Raw genomic sequence first — 16,994 nt, 5'->3', positions numbered from 1 at the left:
TAATTGAAGTAAAAGGTCAGTATTATGAAAAAATTATTACTCGTTATTGTCGGTGCATTGGTGATTTCAGCTTGTGCCAATAAAGATGTGTATTTTAATGGTTCGGAAGGTTCTCATTCAGGAATGAAATTTGATAAAGATACCCGTCATTGGGGCGTCAATCGTTAATACTTTTCTTTCAAAGTGCGGTCAAAACTGACCGCACTTTTTCTTTTCCCCACTATGAATGAAAATATTCAATAGCCCGGGGATAGCCAATTTCAACGGTCAAGGCTCGATCAGATATGACAAGGTTTTCCCGATTTTCGATAAAAAATCTTGAGGTCATCACTTTTTCGCCGTCATTTAAGAATATTTCCACAATCGATCGATCAAAGAAAATTTCTACGGTATAAAGAGAGGCGATTTCACAATAACGTTGCCCGCCAAATTTTTCCATCAGCTCCGTTTGCTTGGATTGGCTGCGATCCAAACAAACTAAGCCGTTTTTATAAGATAACCTTAAAGTTTCATCTCTTTCATTGGTGAAGAAAGATAAGGTGAAAGGCTGATTTTGCGCATCAAATTTCAAATAAGCACGATCTAACTGCGCAATGAGGCTTTGTTGTTGTAAGGTTTGTGTAGAAAGTGCGGTCATTTTTTCATAAATTTTGCCAATCGGGCGTTGGTATAACCGATTGTCGTTTAACCACACTTCACGGGGTAGAGTGAGAGTAGAATGCCATTTGAATTGATCTGTTGGATAAGTTAAATCCGGCAAGCCAATCCAGCCAAACATAATGGTGCTTGCTTTATTTTCCAATCCACTAAAGGTTTGAGGGGCATAGAAATCAAAGCCTTGATCCAATTCGGCAATGTGCTCTGCCTCCAGTTCATTACCCTTTAATTGTCCAATGGCATAAGTGGCGTGGTAGTTATTTTGGAATTGATGTGCTTCATGAGGTTTACCCTGTGGTGACCAGATAAAAATATCTTTCTCCGCCAATTTCAATAAATCCGGACATTCCCACATAAATACCGCCTGATTATTAAAGGCAGGAATGGACAACTCACCGATTAAACGTGGCGTATCATCTAAATGATCCATTTCAAAAATAATAGCCGTACCGGTAAGGTTTTCACGTTGAGCCCCGCAAATAAAACGGATTTTCCCTTCTTTTGTGAAATAAGGCTTCGGATCTCGAACGTGTTCTGTATAACCTTTAGGGGCATTTTCGATTAAGGGGCGTTTGCTTAACAATTTACCCTCTAAGTTAAAAATGGCTAAATTTTGATAAGGCACGCGTTGATTATCACTCGGGCGGCGGGTATTGCCGGTATAGAACATCGCCAGTTTATCGCCCACTTTTAACGCCCCCCCGGAGTAGCAACCGTGAGATTCAAATAACTCACAAGGGATTAAATCATCAGCGGTTTGGTAGGTTTGGAAATCAGTCGTGATAAAATGTTTCCAGTGTTTCATTCCGTGGATGGCATCGAAGGGAAACCATTGATAAAAAAGGTGGTATTTTTCGCCATCAAAAATCAGCCCATTCGGATCATTTAATAGCCCAGTGGGAGGCGCAAGGTGGTAGACCGGATAGAAATTTCTATCGCTTTCTACTGTTTTGCGTATTCTATCAAGTTCACCTTGTTCGGCAGCGAGAAGACTTTTGTATTTGCCGTTATTGAAAATAATCATTGTTGTCCTATTTGGGATAAGTTTCATTTAAACAAGCATAGCGAGCATTCATTTTTTCCGCCCAAGATTTTAATGAGGCCATAGCGGAATGCTGAGAGGCATGCGTCCAGTCGTCACGGAAGAGCAGAAAATCAATGGCACAGACCGCATTGATTGTACCGATATTGAGCGCTTCACCGAATACATCAATCGACTGCGCTATGGCAATAAGGCTTTGTTCGGTACGCTGAAAAATTTGTTGATGGCGCTCTAACCACCATTCTGATTGAGGGCGTAGGCGTTTCTCCGGTATCACGGCGATTTCATTTTCTAACACGCCATCGGCTAAATAATGTAACCGGAGAATTTGCCAACGTTGCTCCCCACTACCATACAGAGAAGGTTGTGAACCCAAATGATCGAGATATTCCGCAATCAGTGAGCTGTTGTATAACCATTCGCCATTTTCCATTTGAAGCGCAGGTAAACGCCCAAGGGGGTTATCTTGATTGTGGGGGGAATTTTTGTCCATTCCACTGGTGGCTTGTAACAATTCAATTTGGTTTTGTAATTGGTGATAATACATCACAGTGCGTACTTTTCGCGCATAAGGGCTGGAATCGGAATACCATAGTTTCATAAAAATACCTCCGTTTATGACCGCACTTTAATAAGAAGGTGAGTGAGATAATCACACACCTTTGGATGAGGTTGCTAAAAATTCAGCTAATTGTGTTTTATTTGGCAACGCTGACATTGCCCCTTTTGCCGTTGTTGCCAAGGCTCCGCAAGCATTGGCTTGGCGGATAATTTTCACTAATATGTCGTTCTCTTTCCAATTTTCATGTTGAGAAAGACCGGCTAATAATCCGCCCACAAAAGCATCGCCTGCGCCGGTTGTATCAACCGGTTTTAAAGCTTTACCCGCAACAATCTCTTTTTTACCGGCAAGGTGATATAACGCCCCCTCTTTTCCAAGAGTAACGATAATGAGTTTTTCCGGATAAAGTGCGGTGATTTTTTCAAAGGCTTTTTCAAGACTGTCCGTGTTAGTTAAAAGGGTGAGTTCTTCTTCGGAAAATTTTAATACATCCGCTAAAGCGACCGCTTCCATGACCACGGTTTTCATTTCCTCTAGGCTCGACCACAGCGACTCACGCAAATTCGGATCGAAAGAGAAAAATCCCCCCGCTACTTTGATACGGCGAATGGCTTCAAAGGTGGCTTCCCGTGATGGGTTATTAATGAGGGCGATAGAGCAGCAATGTAACCATTCCCCACTTTGGAATGGCGGGAGATCACTGGTTTGCAGAAACTGATCAGCACTTGGATTGACCATAAAAGTGAAACTGCGTTCACCGTTGTCTAACCCAACAATCACTGTTGAAGTGCGATGTTGCGGATCTAAAATCATATGGGAGGTATCCACTTTTTCCGAGTTTAGGGTCTCTTGCATAAATTGACCGAGTGGATCATTTCCTACACGGCCGATAAATGCACTTTCACTGCCTAAACGGGCAACGCCGACTGCCACATTTGCTGGTGCTCCCCCGGCACAACGTAAATAATGATTTTCACCGTCCGGAATGAGATCCACCACAGCATCACCGGTTACCCAAATTTTATGGCTCATAGTCATTTTCCTTATAAATAGAGGAAGGCATCAATGATTTATGCTTTTCGCCTTCTGCTTTTAGAAAAAACCGCACCTTAAAAGTGCGGTTATTTTTCGATGTGTTTTATTATTCCACGGTTACTCGTGCAAATTTACGTTTACCCACTTGGTAAACATGAGTGCCTTTTGGCGCATTTTCTTTCACATTATCAACTTTTTCACCATTGATTTTCACGCCACCTTGTTGCGCTGAGCGAATCGCTTCAGATGTGGAAGGCACTAACCCCGCTTCTTTTAACAGCGTTGCCAATCCAATTTCACCATTAAAGGTAAATTCCGGCATTTCATCCGGCATCGCACCTTTTTGGAAACGATTGATAAATTCTTGCTCTGCGGCATTGGCTGCCGCCTCATCGTGGAAACGGGCAATTAATTCTTTGGCAAGTAAAATTTTCACATCTCGTGGGTTTTTGCCATTTTTGACATCACTTTTGAGTTGTTCAATGTCACTTAGCGGACGGAATGAAAGCAGATTATACCAATCCCACATTAGTTCATCGGAAATCGACATCACTTTACCGAACATATCATTTGGCGCATCGGTCACACCAATGTAGTTACCGAGGGATTTGGACATTTTTTTCTCACCGTCTAAGCCCACAAGCAATGGCATGGTGATCGCCACCTGTGGTTTTTTACCCGCTGATTTTTGTAATTCACGTCCCACTAATAAATTGAATTTCTGATCTGTACCGCCCAGTTCCACATCCGCATCTAATGCCACAGAATCGTGCCCTTGCAAGAGTGGATAAATAAATTCGTGAATCGCAATAGGTTGATTGTTGTTAAAGCGTTTTTTGAAATCATCACGTTCAAGCATACGGGCAACGGTATAGTTGCTGGCAAGACGGATCATCCCTTCTGTGCCTAATTGACCTAACCATTCGGAATTAAAAACAATTTTGGTTTTTTGTGGGTCAAGAATTTTGAAAATTTGTTCTTTGTAGGTTTCCGCATTGCGTAATACATCTTCACGGCTAAGGGGAGGGCGGGTGGTATTTTTGCCGGAAGGATCGCCCACCATACCGGTAAAATCACCAATTAAGAAATATACATCATGACCTAACTGTTGGAATTGGCGTAATTTGTTGAGTACGACTGTATGCCCTAAGTGAATATCCGGTGCAGTAGGATCAGCACCTAATTTTACTCTTAACGGACGATTTTCTTTAAGTTTTTCAATTAAATCTGCTTCGGAAAGAATTTCATCCGTGCCACGCTTCAGTTCTGCGAGAACAGTATTAATATCAGTCATTATTGATTTCCTAATTATGATTTTGAGAAGGGCTTATTATAGGGAATCTTAAAAATTTGTGAACAAAAAAAAAGCCTATTTGTGGGAAATAGGCGGGAATGTTGGAGTGATTATCGCTGAATATTTTTTATTGAAACCAGCTTGTTGTTATTAGAATGTCGATATGATAATTATTATCAATAACACTGTCAATAACTAAATGAAAATAATTCTCAAAAATCATTTCATGTATGGCACGGCTTCGGTTAAAGAAAGTGCGGTAGGAATTCCCGCTGAAATTTCAAACTCACCTGCATAAGCATAGGCCTCAACACCTTGTGCTATAGCCTCTTTTAATAGTCGATCGTAATCGGGATCGATATATTCAGCGATTTTAAAACGATCAAATCCATTATGCAGACCAGCGAAAAGTACGACGGCCCGATGACCTTGCTTTTTCATTGCCAATAGCTCTCGTACATGTTTTTGTCCCCTTGTAGTAACCGCATCTGGGAACATCCCCAGATTGCCTTTTACTAAGGTGATGGATTTCACCTCTACATAACAATCGGGTAAGTTTTCACCTTTAAGTAAAAAATCAATTCGACTGTTCTCTTCACCGTATTTGACTTCAGGATAGATTTCATCATACATCGCTAATTCTTTAATTTGCTTGTTTTGCAGAGCTTCTAACACCAACTGATTTGAACGATGAGTATTAATGCAGCACAGTTGTCCATTGGCAAGTTGGGTGAGTTCCCAAGAGTGAGGGTATTTTCGGGTTTGACTGTCGGAATGAGAATACCAAACCGTATCGCCTTTTTCGCCACAACCGGTCATGGCACCGGTATTTGCACAATGAATGGTGATGACTTCACCATTGGGCAATTCAATATCCGCGAGAAAACGTTTATAACGGCGAATTAATTTTGCAGATTGGAGAGCAGGAAGTTGCATGATTATCCTTAATTGTTAATTTTGAACGAAAACGGATAAAAAAATAGCTAGATCCTTGATAAATCTAGCTATTATGTTTCTGTTTTGAACGCTATTGAACGGCGTTGAAATAAGTGATGGTGCGACTAGCTGGACTCGAACCAGTGACCCCCACCATGTCAAGGTGGTGCTCTAACCAACTGAGCTATAGTCGCATCGAATGGCGTGGATAATAAACAGTTTTTTTTATTAAGACAAGAAATTTCTTTGGTATTTGTTATAGATGCTAAAAAAATATACAAAAAACGAAGAGGGAAAAGGGGGAACTCTTTTTTGATTTTGCGTTTTTTTAAGCGTATAATGCGCGCCGATTTACTCTGCTCAAAAGGCTTGAGCGAGTTGGTTTTATTTTTTTATATTAATATTGACGGAGTAGAATAATGTCTAGAAGACTAAGAAGAACGAAGATTGTATGTACCATGGGACCGGCAACCGATCGCGATAATAATCTTGAGAAAATTATTGCGGCAGGTGCAAACGTAGTGCGTATGAATTTCTCACACGGTACGCCTGAAGATCATATCGAGCGTGCTGAACGTGTTCGTTCTATTGCGAAAAAATTAGGTAAGACGGTGGCAATTTTAGGGGATTTACAAGGGCCTAAAATTCGTGTTTCTACTTTCAAAGATGGCAAAATTTTCTTAAATGTCGGAGATAAATTTATTCTTGATGCGGAATTACCAAAAGGTGAAGGTAATCAAGAGGCTGTCGGTTTAGACTACAAAACCCTTCCGCAAGATGTGGTGCCGGGTGATATTCTTTTATTAGACGATGGCCGTGTGCAATTAAAAGTGTTATCCACAGAAGGGGCGAAAGTCTTTACCGAAGTAACGGTTGGTGGCCCATTATCCAATAATAAAGGGATCAATAAATTAGGCGGTGGTTTATCGGCTGATGCCTTAACGGAAAAAGATAAAGCAGACATCATTACAGCGGCTCGCATTGGTGTGGATTTCTTGGCCGTGTCTTTCCCTCGTTCAAGTGCTGATCTCAATTATGCCCGTGAACTGGCACAACAAGCAGGTTTAAATGCGAAAATTGTGGCAAAAGTGGAACGTGCAGAAACTGTGGTAGATGATGCGGCGATGGATGACATTATTTTAGCCTCTGATGTGATTATGGTGGCTCGTGGTGACTTAGGGGTTGAAATTGGTGATCCTGAATTAGTCGGGGTGCAGAAAAAATTAATCCGTCGTTCACGTCAATTAAACCGTGCGGTGATTACAGCGACACAAATGATGGAATCGATGATTAGTAACCCAATGCCAACTCGTGCAGAAGTGATGGACGTGGCGAATGCGGTGTTAGACGGAACTGATGCGGTAATGCTTTCAGCAGAAACGGCTGCAGGTCAATATCCGGCAGAAACTGTGGCTGCGATGGCGCGTGTTTGTTTGGGGGCAGAGAAAATGCCAAGTGTGAACGTTTCCCGTCACCGTATGGATAAAGAGTTTACAGATATTGAAGAAGCTGTTGCGATGTCGGCAATGTATTCTGCTAACCATATGAAAGGCATTGCGGCGATTATCACCTTAACCCATTCAGGCCGTACGGCATTATATATGTCTCGTATCAGCTCCGGGTTGCCGATTTTCGCTTTATCCCGTAATCAAGAAACCCTTAATCTTTGTGCCTTATACCGTGGGGTAACGCCGGTATTTAGCGATACAGAATCTCGTAGTGCGAATGGCGCACAAGCCGCGATTGCTTTACTGAAAGAAAAAGGCTACTTAAATTCCGGTGATTTGGTATTACTCACTCAAGGTGATGAAACTATCAAACATACGAATGTATGTCGTACTTTAATCGTTGAGTAATCAGCAAATTGAGAAGAAAGAGCGGTGGGTTTTCCCACCGTTTTTTATTTTTATAGGGGGATAAAACATCATCAGATAAAACAATTAGCAAAGTGATTTATTCACCTCTTCGGTGCTGTTGGCAAAGCCAACATTCAAAAAACTTTGTCTTTTCTGACCGCACTTTTTTCTTAAATCTCCCTGCTATTTGCGGTATCATAGCCACTAATTTTGTTATACCTCAACGTATTTATGGCATCTCAACCACAAATTAAATCATCCGATAAACAAACCGCCCAAGTGAGCATTCCTCCTCATTCTCTTGAAGCCGAGCAAGCCGTATTAGGCGGGATTATGTTAAGCAATCAACATTGGGACGGTATTGCCGAACGGGTGATTGCCGATGATTTTTATACCTTTGCCCACCGTATGATTTTCCAAACTATGGAAGAATTAATACGAAACCAATCACCGATTGATCTTATTACCCTCGATCAAGCATTAAAAAATAAGGGGATGAGTGAGCAAGTGGGTGGGTTTGCTTATCTTGCCGAGCTATCAAACGATACCCCCAATGCCATTAATATTTTGGCTTATGCGGATATTGTGCGTGAAAAAGCCATTTTGCGAGAGCTGATAGCCGTAGGTAACCGTATTGCAGAAAACAGTTACTCACCCAAAGGGCAAGATATTAAACTGATTTTAGATGAGGCAGAGCGTGAGGTATTTGCCATTGCAGAAAAGCGGAGTACTGACAGTGAGGGGCCGCAAAATGTCATCCAGGTATTGGAAAATACGATTAACCGCATTGATACCTTGAGTAAATTAGACAATCATTCCGGCGTAACAGGCGTGACAACAGGATTTACCGATCTGGATAAAAAAACCGCCGGGCTTCAACCTTCCGATTTGATCATCGTCGCTGCCCGTCCTTCCATGGGAAAAACCACCTTTGCGATGAACCTCTGTGAAAATGCCGCAATGGCAAGTGAAAAACCGGTGCTAGTGTTTAGCTTAGAGATGCCTGCCGAACAGATTATGATGCGTATGATTGCTTCACTGGCTCGGGTGGATCAAACCAAAATTCGGACAGGGCAGGGGTTGGATGAAATTGAATGGAATAAAATCAGCAGTGTATTTGGGATGTTTAAACAAAAAAATAACCTTTACATTGATGATTCTTCCGGTTTAACCCCAACAGAATTACGTTCTCGGGCACGCCGTGTTTACCGTGAAAATGGGGGGTTAAGTTTGATTATGGTGGATTACTTGCAGCTTATGCGCGCTCCGGCTTTTTCTGATAATCGTACTTTAGAGATTGCCGAAATTTCACGTTCTTTAAAAGCCTTAGCCAAAGAATTAGAAGTGCCGGTTATTGCCCTTTCTCAGTTAAACCGTACCCTTGAGCAACGTGCAGACAAACGTCCTGTTAACTCGGATTTGCGTGAATCCGGCTCTATCGAGCAAGATGCCGATTTGATTATGTTTATTTATCGTGATGAAGTCTATAACGATAACTCGGAAGATAAAGGGGTAGCAGAAATTATTATCGGTAAACAACGTAACGGCCCGATTGGACGGGTGCGATTAAAATTTAACGGACAGTTCTCCCGCTTTGATAATCTTGCTGAACAACGTGAGTATTATGATAATTATTAAGGATAAATAATGAACGTAAAACCGGCAACGGCAAAGATTAGTTCTCAAGCCTTAAAACATAATTTAGCCGTCATTAAACAAAAAGCCCCGCAGAGTAAAATTATCGCCGTAGTGAAAGCCAATGCCTATGGGCATGGCGTGGTCTTTGTGGCATCGACACTCGAACAGACGGTAGATTGTTTTGGTGTCGCCCGTTTAGAAGAAGCACTGGCTTTGCGCTCACACGGCATCACAAAACCGATTTTATTGCTCGAAGGTTTTTTTGATGAAAAGGATTTGCCGATCCTTGCGGTGAATAATATTGAAACCATTGTGCATAATCATGAACAATTGGAAGCCTTAAAACGAGCAAGCCTCCCAAGCCCAATTAAAGTATGGCTTAAAATTGATACCGGCATGCACCGCTTGGGGGTGGCTTTGGAAGAGGTGGATGAATTTTATCAAGCATTGAAAAAACTCCCCCAAATTCAACCGCACTTAGGCTTCGTGAGCCATTTTAGCCGTGCTGATGAACTAGAGTCTGATTATACCCTATGCCAAATTGAGCGTTTCCTTTCCGCCACTGAAGATAAAATCGGTGAGCGGAGTATTGCGGCTTCAGGCGGGATTTTATTTTGGCCTGCCTCACATTTAGATTGGATTCGTCCCGGTATTATTATGTACGGTATTTCGCCAACCGATACCGTAGGGTCAGAATTTAACTTAACCCCGGTGATGGATTTAACCTCTTCGCTGATTGCCGTACGTCATCATAAAAAAGGCGAGCCGGTAGGCTATGGGGGAATTTGGACAAGCCCAAATGATACCAAAATCGGCGTGGTTGCGATTGGTTATGGCGATGGATATCCCCGTGATGTCCCGGAGGGAACCCCGGTTTACTTAAACGGACGTATCGTACCGATTGTCGGGCGGGTTTCTATGGATATGTTAACGGTTGATTTAGGGGCGGATAGCCAAGATCAGGTGGGGGATGAAGTGATTTTATGGGGTAAGGCATTACCGATTGAAACCGTGGCTCAATTTACCGGCATATTAAGTTACGAATTGATTACGAAATTAACGCCAAGGGTTATCACCGAGTATGTAGATTAATGTTTAATTATAGAGAGGGAAAGACAATGAAAAATATCAATCCGACCACGACAAAGGCTTGGAAAGCACTAGAAACGCACCAAAGCGAATTGGCAAATGTCACTATTGGTGATTTATTCCAAAAAGAAAAAGATCGTTTTCAAGATTATTCCTTAACTTTTCAGGATCAAATCTTAGTCGATTTCTCAAAAAACAACATCACTCAACAAACCCTTTCACTGCTTCGCCAACTGGCACAAGAATGTTCCTTAGACAGTGCCAAAGCGGCCATGTTTAGTGGGGAAAAAATTAACCGTACCGAAAACCGTGCTGTATTACATACCGCCTTGCGTAATCGGGCTAATTCTCCGGTGATCGTTGATGGAAAAGATGTGATGCCGGAAGTGAATGCGGTTTTGGCGAAAATGAAAGCATTTTGCCAGCGTGTGATTTCCGGGGAATGGAAAGGTTATACCGGAAAAGCCATTACTGATGTGGTGAATATCGGGATTGGTGGGTCGGATTTAGGCCCTTATATGGTGACCGAAGCCCTACGTCCTTATAAAAATCATCTCAGTATGCATTTTGTTTCTAATGTGGATGGCACGCATATCGCTGAAACCTTGAAGAAAGTCAATCCGGAAACCACGCTTTTCTTGGTGGCTTCGAAAACCTTCACCACACAAGAAACCATGACCAATGCCGAAAGTGCGCGTGATTGGTTATTATCTGCTGCCAAAGATAAAAGTGCGGTGGCAAAACACTTTGCTGCGCTTTCTACCAATAGCAAAGCGGTGGCAGAGTTTGGTATTGATACGGATAACATGTTTGAATTTTGGGATTGGGTAGGGGGACGCTATTCCCTATGGTCTGCCATTGGTTTATCTATTGCCCTTTCCATTGGGTTTGAGAACTTTGAGCAATTATTGACGGGGGCCTATGAAATGGATCAACATTTCCGCACTGCCCCGATTGAACAAAATATCCCGACCACATTAGCGCTTGTGGGATTGTGGAATACTAATTTCTTGGGCGCACAAACGGAAGCTATTTTGCCTTATGACCAATATTTACACCGCTTTGCCGCTTATTTCCAACAAGGCAATATGGAATCAAATGGTAAATATGTGGATCGGAACGGCAATGCGATTGATAGCTATCAAACCGGCCCAATCATTTGGGGTGAGCCGGGTACAAACGGTCAGCATGCTTTCTATCAATTAATTCACCAAGGCACAACGTTAATTCCTTGTGATTTTATTGCACCGGCACAAAGCCATAATCCATTGGCGGATCATCATAACAAATTGTTGTCTAACTTCTTTGCCCAAACGGAAGCCCTTGCCTTTGGTAAAACCAAAGAAGAGGTGGAAGCGGAATTTGTGAAAGCGGGTAAAACTTTAGAGGAAGTGAAGGACATCGTTCCATTTAAAGTGTTTACCGGTAACAAACCGACCAATTCGATTTTACTGCAAAAAATTACGCCATTCACATTGGGGGCATTGATTGCCATGTACGAACATAAAATTTTCGTTCAAGGGGTGATTTTTAATATTTTCAGCTTTGATCAATGGGGGGTGGAGCTGGGCAAACAACTGGCTAACCGTATCCTGCCGGAATTAGCGGGCAGTGAAAAGGTATCAAGCCATGACAGCTCAACAAACGGATTGATTAACCAATTCAAAGCTTGGCGATAAATGATGTCAGCATAAAAATTAAAGAACCAAGTAGGGATGTCACCTACTTGGTTTTTTTATATTGTCCCATTGGTAAGGGAAGCGCATATAACGGACGAAAATTCCCCTCAGCGATTTCACGGGCAAAGCGTTCTTGTGATATACTGCCGGCCTGTTTTTAGTTTGAATGAAATGCTCAATGAGCGTGATTTCTCCCACTTTTTTATATGACAAATGGAACATCAACTCGCCGATATTATCGCCATTTTTAATCAATGTTTTGAACAAGAATATAATACCCGCCTTGTCAAAGGGGGCGAAGAACCCATCTATATCCCGGCAAATGAAGATGTGCCTTATCATGCCATTTATTTTGCACGGGGCTTTTATAGTAGTGCATTGCACGAAATTGCCCACTGGCTGGTGGCAGGCAAAGCACGCCGTCAATTAGAAGATTTTGGTTATTGGTATGAACCGGATGGACGCTCTGAGGAACGCCAGCGTGATTTTGAAAAAGTGGAAGTCAAACCGCAAGCTTTAGAGTGGATTCTTGCTACTGCTGCCGGTTTTCGTTATTTTGCCAGTGCCGATAATCTCAATGGCAATCCCGGGGATACCCAACCTTTCAAACAAGCGGTTTATGAACAAGTTAAAATCTATGCACAAAAAGGCTTGCCTAAACGGGCAGAAAAGTTACGAAAAGCCTTAGCTGAATTTTATGGCACAGAAGATCGCATTGATTTAAGCAAATTTGATGTTACTCGAATTTAATTATTTTATCCCTCACTACTAGGTGTGATTTAGGGTTTCGACACCGTTGCCAAAGCCTATGTTGAAAAAACGCAGCCAAAACTGACCGCACTTTCTAGGCTGTCAATTTTCCTTAAAATCAGCTAGAATACGCCGATTTTATTGGCGGTTTGAAAGAGAAAAGAATAAAGAAGATGAAAGAATCCATTATTGCAAAACTTGAAAGTTTAAAAGAACGTTATGAAGAATTAGAAGCCTTGCTCGGCGATGCTTCGGTGATTAGTGATCAAGATAAATTTCGTGCTTATTCTAAAGAGTATGCACAACTGGAAGATGTAGTGAAATGTTTTCATCGCTGGACACAGCTTAATCGCAACGTGGAAGAAGCACAATTGTTGCTCGATGATCCGGAAATGAAAGAAATGGCACAAATGGAAATTGACGAATCCAAAGAGGAAATCGAAGCGGTGGAACAACAGCTTCAAATTCTCTTATTGCCAAAAGATCCGAATGATGAATATAACTGTTATTTAGAAATTCGTGCCGGAACCGGGGGCGATGAAGCAGGCATTTTTGCCGGTGATTTATTCCGTATGTATAGCCGTTATGCGGAAAGCAAACGCTGGCGTGTGGAAATGCTTAGTGCTAACGAAAGCGAGCAGGGCGGTTATAAAGAAGTGATTGTAAAAGTTAGTGGTGAAGGTGTGTATGGTCAGCTCAAATTTGAATCGGGCGGGCATCGTGTACAACGTGTGCCGAAAACCGAATCGCAAGGGCGTATTCACACCTCCGCTTGCACCGTAGCCGTGATGCCGGAATTGCCGGAATCGGAAATGCCGGAAATCAATCCTGCGGATTTGCGTATTGATACCTACCGTTCATCAGGTGCGGGGGGGCAACACGTTAATACCACCGATTCTGCAGTGCGTATTACTCACATTCCAACGGGGATCGTGGTGGAATGTCAGGATGAACGCTCACAGCACAAAAACAAGGCGAAAGCCATGTCTGTGCTTGCCTCACGCATTGTTCAAGCAGAGCAAGAACGCCAAGCGGCAGAACAAACGGATATGCGCCGTAATTTATTAGGATCAGGTGATCGCTCAGATAAAATCCGCACCTATAACTATCCACAAGGGCGGGTGACCGATCACCGCATAAATTTAACTCTTTATCGTTTAGACGAAGTGATGAACGGTAAAATTGATGAGCTGATCCAACCGATTATCACGGAATATCAGGCAGATCAGTTGGCGGCATTATCTGAAACAAATTAACGGATAGGGCATCTGATCTCAGATGCTCTTTTTTACTTTTAGGGAAAAATAAAATGCTCGTTGAAAATCCAAAGGATAAAAAAATGCAAGATGCAGAATTTTCTTCATATTCTCAAGCCTCACAGCCGGTGCTGGCAAGCCGTTTTAAACGCTGGCTTGCCAGTTTGATGAATAACGTATTGTCATGGGTAATCCTCGCTTTGGGCTTTATGTTTGGGGATTTTATCGGCTTATTGTCTATTTTACTGTGTTTAGGTTTGCAAATTTATTTCATCAAAACCTATGGACAAACTGTCGCAAAACGCTGGTTAGGGTTGCGTGTATTGGATTATCAAAGTCAACAACCCTTAAGCTTTGGCAAATATCTTGGGCGGGAAGCCATTGATTTTCTGTTTGCTTGGACAAGTTTTTTACTCATTATCAGTGGAATTGTGGCGCTTGTGCGTGATGATCGCCGCTCTTTAACGGATTTAATTGTTGGCACACAGGTTGTTCAAACTACAAAATCATGAATTATCAACAATGGTTGGCACAAGCCTCAAATGCCTTAAACCAAGCCAACCCACAAGAAAATGGCAAAACCGATGCGTTGGTACTATTACAGTTTGCCACCGGAAAATCCCGTACACAGATTTTAGCCTTTGACGAAACGGAAATTGAGGAAAAAGTGCGGTCAAATTTAACCGCACTTTTAGATCGCCGTTTAAAAGGCGAACCAATTGCCTATATTTTAGGCGAAAAAGAATTTTGGTCATTGTCATTAAATGTTGCGGAAAGCACTTTAATCCCTCGTCCTGATACAGAGATTTTGGTTGAACAGGCATTGAGGATAGCAAAGGAAAAACTGCAAAAAAATCCACCGCACTTTCGCCTCTTAGATCTTGGCACGGGGACAGGAGCAATTGCCTTGGCCTTGGCCTCAGAATTAACAAGGATCTGTGAAAAACAAGCGACCGAATTAACGGTTATTGGGATTGATGTGATCCCTGAAGCGGTGGCATTGGCAAAATCAAATGCAGAAAAAAATCAACTCAATGTGCTTTTTTTCCAAAGCCAATGGTTTGAACAGGTTGAAGGAACGTTTGATTTGATTGTCAGCAATCCTCCTTACATTGATAAAAACGATGAACATTTAAGCCAAGGTGATGTGCGTTTTGAACCCCTTTCTGCCTTAGTGGCAACCGAACAAGGCTATGGTGATTTACGCCACATCATTGAACAGGCCCCAGCATATTTGAATGAGGGTGGCGCATTGTTATTGGAACATGGCTGGCAACAAGGCGAAAAAGTGCGGTCAATTTTTGCGAAAAATCATTGGGAAAAGATTGCAACCCTTCGTGATTATGGTGACAATGAGCGGGTTACCTACGGTTTTTGGAAAAGTCATGAAATATAATCGAAGAGCGTTATACGATGAATTTGTGAGTTTTTATCATATTGTTTCTGATGATGAAAGCTCAGAAGCCCAATTGCGTGGCAAAATGGGGCATTTTGTTCGCAAAGCACGTCGTGAAATTTCACCGGATTGGACAGTGGAAGATCGCATTTATCGTCTTCTGCAATTAGTCTATGATGACTGGGGCTTTCATTGCGATCCAGAACATTATTTTTATGCACGAAATCTCTATTTGCCCTATGTTTTAGAATATCGTGAGGGAATGCCGGTTAGCCTAGGGGCGATCATCTTATATCTTGCCGAGGTCTTTGATTTACCGATTTACCCGGTCAATTTTCCTACCCAATTAATTTTACGCATAGAGCTTGATGACAAAGTGATCTTTATCGATCCTTGGAACGGGAGCGATATTTCTCAAGAAAAATTACAACAATTGTATGAAGCCACCTTTGGGTTTGGTGCGCAAATGCAACCACAGGAACTGGAACGGGCAGATTTTAAACTTTTGACTGAGCGGTTTGAGCAGCTTGCTAAAAACGCCCTTATTCGGGAAGAACACAATGAGATCGCATTTCGTTATATCGAACACCTCATTCGTTGGTCTGAAGATCCCTACCATATCCGTGATCGGGGAATTGTATTGGCACAAATTGGGGCTTATCCTGCAGCATTGAAGGATTTAGAATATTTTGTGGATAAATGCCCGAAAGATCCCACGGCTGCCTTGATTCGGGTACAACTTTTAGAACTGAAAGGCGAGATGGGTAAAGATCGCCAGTCTATTCATTAATAAGGAAAACTTATGCAAAACAAATGTGTAAAAATTGGTCATATTGACGTAGCAAACGACAAACCTTTTGTGCTTTTTGGCGGAATGAATGTCCTTGAAAGTCGTGATATGGCAATGCAGGTGTGTGAAGCCTATGTGAAAGTGACGGAAAAACTCAATGTCCCTTATGTTTTTAAAGCTTCTTTTGACAAAGCTAATCGTTCCTCTATTCATTCATACCGAGGACCGGGTATGGAAGAAGGATTAAAGATTTTCCAAGAATTAAAAGCCACCTTCGGCGTGAAAATCATCACCGATGTGCATGAAATTTATCAATGTCAGCCGGTAGCCGATGTGGTGGATGTGATCCAACTTCCTGCCTTTTTAGCCCGCCAAACGGATCTGGTGGAAGCCATGGCACGCACTGGTGCGGTGATTAATGTGAAAAAACCCCAGTTTTTAAGCCCGGGTCAAATGGGCAATATTGTGGAAAAAATCGAAGAATGTGGCAATGATAAAGTCATTCTTTGTGATCGAGGAACAAATTTCGGTTACGATAATTTAATCGTTGATATGCTTGGTTTCAGTGTGATGAAAAAAGTATCAAAAGGAAGCCCGGTGATTTTTGATGTAACCCACTCACTCCAATGCCGTGATCCTTTTGGTGCCGCATCAGGTGGTCGCCGTGAGCAAGTGACAGAACTTGCTCGAGCAGGTTTAGCAGTGGGCATTGCCGGTTTATTTTTAGAAGCCCACCCAAACCCAAATCAAGCCAAATGTGATGGCCCATCAGCCTTGCCGTTGTCTGCCTTGGAAGGGTTTGTTTCACAAATGAAAGCCATTGACGATTTAGTCAAATCTTTCCCGGAATTGGATACCTCAATTTAATGGCAAAGTGCGGTTAAAAATAGGAAGATTTTTTTGAGATGATATGTTGTTTATTTGTAGGGACACACTGCGTGTGTCCACTATAAAATAGATGATAACCGGACACACAGTGTGCCCCACATTTCATTGAAATGACTGTTTTTGTGC

The 16,994-nt window shown here is 42.2% G+C and carries 16 protein-coding genes and 1 tRNA gene; 11 read left to right on the top strand and 6 right to left on the bottom strand.

What is annotated here, in order from left to right; translation table 11 throughout:
- Positions 1 to 24: 24 nt before the first annotated feature.
- Complete coding sequence (locus BKK48_RS09820) at positions 25 to 168, top strand: hypothetical protein (RefSeq protein ID WP_143538731.1); 144 nt, start codon at positions 25 to 27, stop codon at positions 166 to 168.
- A gap of 52 nt (positions 169 to 220) precedes the next feature.
- On the opposite strand, the gene BKK48_RS00950 is transcribed toward BKK48_RS09820, so the two are convergent.
- The 6 genes from BKK48_RS00950 to BKK48_RS00925 all read right to left on the bottom strand — a co-directional run bounded on the left by BKK48_RS00950 (position 221) and on the right by BKK48_RS00925 (position 5,720).
- The gene (locus tag BKK48_RS00950; protein WP_077426354.1) at positions 221 to 1,681 is read right to left on the bottom strand and encodes a glycoside hydrolase family 32 protein; all 1,461 of its coding nucleotides are present in this window, start codon (positions 1,679 to 1,681) and stop codon (positions 221 to 223) included.
- A gap of 7 nt (positions 1,682 to 1,688) precedes the next feature.
- The gene (locus BKK48_RS00945) at positions 1,689 to 2,300 is read right to left on the bottom strand and encodes a glutathione S-transferase N-terminal domain-containing protein (protein ID WP_077426353.1); all 612 of its coding nucleotides are present in this window, start codon (positions 2,298 to 2,300) and stop codon (positions 1,689 to 1,691) included.
- A 51-nt stretch (positions 2,301 to 2,351) separates the two neighbouring features.
- A complete protein-coding gene (locus BKK48_RS00940; protein WP_077426352.1) occupies positions 2,352 to 3,293 on the bottom strand; it encodes an aminoimidazole riboside kinase in 942 nt (313 codons plus the stop codon).
- 109 nt (positions 3,294 to 3,402) lie between these two features.
- A complete protein-coding gene (gene tyrS / locus BKK48_RS00935) occupies positions 3,403 to 4,590 on the bottom strand; it encodes a tyrosine--tRNA ligase (RefSeq protein ID WP_077426351.1) in 1,188 nt (395 codons plus the stop codon).
- 219 nt (positions 4,591 to 4,809) lie between these two features.
- Entirely contained in the window at positions 4,810 to 5,526 is a 717-nt protein-coding gene (sfsA, locus tag BKK48_RS00930; protein ID WP_077426350.1) for a DNA/RNA nuclease SfsA, read from the bottom strand.
- Between the two features lie 117 nt (positions 5,527 to 5,643).
- Positions 5,644 to 5,720 (bottom strand) — tRNA-Val (locus tag BKK48_RS00925).
- Positions 5,721 to 5,945: 225 nt separating this feature from the next.
- Here BKK48_RS00925 and pyk point away from each other — a divergent pair.
- The 10 genes from pyk to kdsA all read left to right on the top strand — a co-directional run bounded on the left by pyk (position 5,946) and on the right by kdsA (position 16,847).
- Positions 5,946 to 7,382: a pyruvate kinase gene (gene pyk, locus BKK48_RS00920; RefSeq protein WP_077426349.1), complete on the top strand. Its 1,437-nt coding sequence runs from the start codon at positions 5,946 to 5,948 to the stop codon at positions 7,380 to 7,382.
- Positions 7,383 to 7,613: 231 nt separating this feature from the next.
- The gene (locus BKK48_RS00915) at positions 7,614 to 9,020 is read left to right on the top strand and encodes a replicative DNA helicase (RefSeq protein ID WP_077426348.1); all 1,407 of its coding nucleotides are present in this window, start codon (positions 7,614 to 7,616) and stop codon (positions 9,018 to 9,020) included.
- A gap of 9 nt (positions 9,021 to 9,029) precedes the next feature.
- Positions 9,030 to 10,112, top strand: coding sequence for an alanine racemase (alr, locus tag BKK48_RS00910; protein ID WP_077426347.1), 1,083 nt, complete (start codon positions 9,030 to 9,032; stop codon positions 10,110 to 10,112).
- Positions 10,113 to 10,138: 26 nt separating this feature from the next.
- Positions 10,139 to 11,788, top strand: a complete 1,650-nt coding sequence (gene pgi / locus BKK48_RS00905) for a glucose-6-phosphate isomerase (RefSeq protein ID WP_077426346.1) — start codon at positions 10,139 to 10,141, stop codon at positions 11,786 to 11,788.
- 213 nt (positions 11,789 to 12,001) lie between these two features.
- The gene (locus tag BKK48_RS00900; protein ID WP_077426345.1) at positions 12,002 to 12,538 is read left to right on the top strand and encodes an elongation factor P hydroxylase; all 537 of its coding nucleotides are present in this window, start codon (positions 12,002 to 12,004) and stop codon (positions 12,536 to 12,538) included.
- A gap of 173 nt (positions 12,539 to 12,711) precedes the next feature.
- Positions 12,712 to 13,794, top strand: coding sequence for a peptide chain release factor 1 (gene prfA / locus BKK48_RS00895; RefSeq protein ID WP_077426344.1), 1,083 nt, complete (start codon positions 12,712 to 12,714; stop codon positions 13,792 to 13,794).
- 53 nt (positions 13,795 to 13,847) lie between these two features.
- A complete protein-coding gene (locus BKK48_RS00890; protein ID WP_077426343.1) occupies positions 13,848 to 14,306 on the top strand; it encodes an RDD family protein in 459 nt (152 codons plus the stop codon).
- A complete protein-coding gene (prmC, locus tag BKK48_RS00885; protein WP_077426342.1) occupies positions 14,303 to 15,190 on the top strand; it encodes a peptide chain release factor N(5)-glutamine methyltransferase in 888 nt (295 codons plus the stop codon). Before BKK48_RS00890 ends, prmC begins: the two co-directional genes overlap by 4 nt.
- A complete protein-coding gene (locus BKK48_RS00880; RefSeq protein WP_077426341.1) occupies positions 15,180 to 15,980 on the top strand; it encodes a SirB1 family protein in 801 nt (266 codons plus the stop codon). The genes prmC and BKK48_RS00880 overlap by 11 nt, the downstream gene beginning before the upstream one ends.
- Before the next feature lie 12 nt (positions 15,981 to 15,992).
- On the top strand, positions 15,993 to 16,847 hold the full coding sequence (kdsA, locus tag BKK48_RS00875; protein ID WP_077416910.1) for a 3-deoxy-8-phosphooctulonate synthase: 855 nt from the start codon (positions 15,993 to 15,995) through the stop codon (positions 16,845 to 16,847).
- Positions 16,848 to 16,994: the final 147 nt, after the last annotated feature.

It is taken from the genome of Rodentibacter heidelbergensis (assembly GCF_002000125.1).
Lineage (GTDB): Bacteria > Pseudomonadota > Gammaproteobacteria > Enterobacterales > Pasteurellaceae > Rodentibacter > Rodentibacter heidelbergensis.
The sequence above is the reverse complement of the archived record's forward strand: the minus strand, read 5'-3'. Positions and strand labels throughout refer to the sequence as shown.

Excerpts from the sequence above, each read along its gene's own strand:
- BKK48_RS09820 (WP_143538731.1), top strand. The coding sequence starts at position 25 with ATGAAAAAATTATTACTCGTTATTGTCGGTGCATTGGTGATTTCAGCT.
- BKK48_RS00950 (WP_077426354.1), bottom strand. The coding sequence starts at position 1,681 with ATGATTATTTTCAATAACGGCAAATACAAAAGTCTTCTCGCTGCCGAA.
- BKK48_RS00945 (WP_077426353.1), bottom strand. The coding sequence starts at position 2,300 with ATGAAACTATGGTATTCCGATTCCAGCCCTTATGCGCGAAAAGTACGC.
- BKK48_RS00940 (WP_077426352.1), bottom strand. The coding sequence starts at position 3,293 with ATGAGCCATAAAATTTGGGTAACCGGTGATGCTGTGGTGGATCTCATT.
- tyrS (WP_077426351.1), bottom strand. The coding sequence starts at position 4,590 with ATGACTGATATTAATACTGTTCTCGCAGAACTGAAGCGTGGCACGGAT.
- sfsA (WP_077426350.1), bottom strand. The coding sequence starts at position 5,526 with ATGCAACTTCCTGCTCTCCAATCTGCAAAATTAATTCGCCGTTATAAA.
- pyk (WP_077426349.1), top strand. The coding sequence starts at position 5,946 with ATGTCTAGAAGACTAAGAAGAACGAAGATTGTATGTACCATGGGACCG.
- BKK48_RS00915 (WP_077426348.1), top strand. The coding sequence starts at position 7,614 with ATGGCATCTCAACCACAAATTAAATCATCCGATAAACAAACCGCCCAA.
- alr (WP_077426347.1), top strand. The coding sequence starts at position 9,030 with ATGAACGTAAAACCGGCAACGGCAAAGATTAGTTCTCAAGCCTTAAAA.
- pgi (WP_077426346.1), top strand. The coding sequence starts at position 10,139 with ATGAAAAATATCAATCCGACCACGACAAAGGCTTGGAAAGCACTAGAA.
- BKK48_RS00900 (WP_077426345.1), top strand. The coding sequence starts at position 12,002 with ATGGAACATCAACTCGCCGATATTATCGCCATTTTTAATCAATGTTTT.
- prfA (WP_077426344.1), top strand. The coding sequence starts at position 12,712 with ATGAAAGAATCCATTATTGCAAAACTTGAAAGTTTAAAAGAACGTTAT.
- BKK48_RS00890 (WP_077426343.1), top strand. The coding sequence starts at position 13,848 with ATGCTCGTTGAAAATCCAAAGGATAAAAAAATGCAAGATGCAGAATTT.
- prmC (WP_077426342.1), top strand. The coding sequence starts at position 14,303 with ATGAATTATCAACAATGGTTGGCACAAGCCTCAAATGCCTTAAACCAA.
- BKK48_RS00880 (WP_077426341.1), top strand. The coding sequence starts at position 15,180 with ATGAAATATAATCGAAGAGCGTTATACGATGAATTTGTGAGTTTTTAT.
- kdsA (WP_077416910.1), top strand. The coding sequence starts at position 15,993 with ATGCAAAACAAATGTGTAAAAATTGGTCATATTGACGTAGCAAACGAC.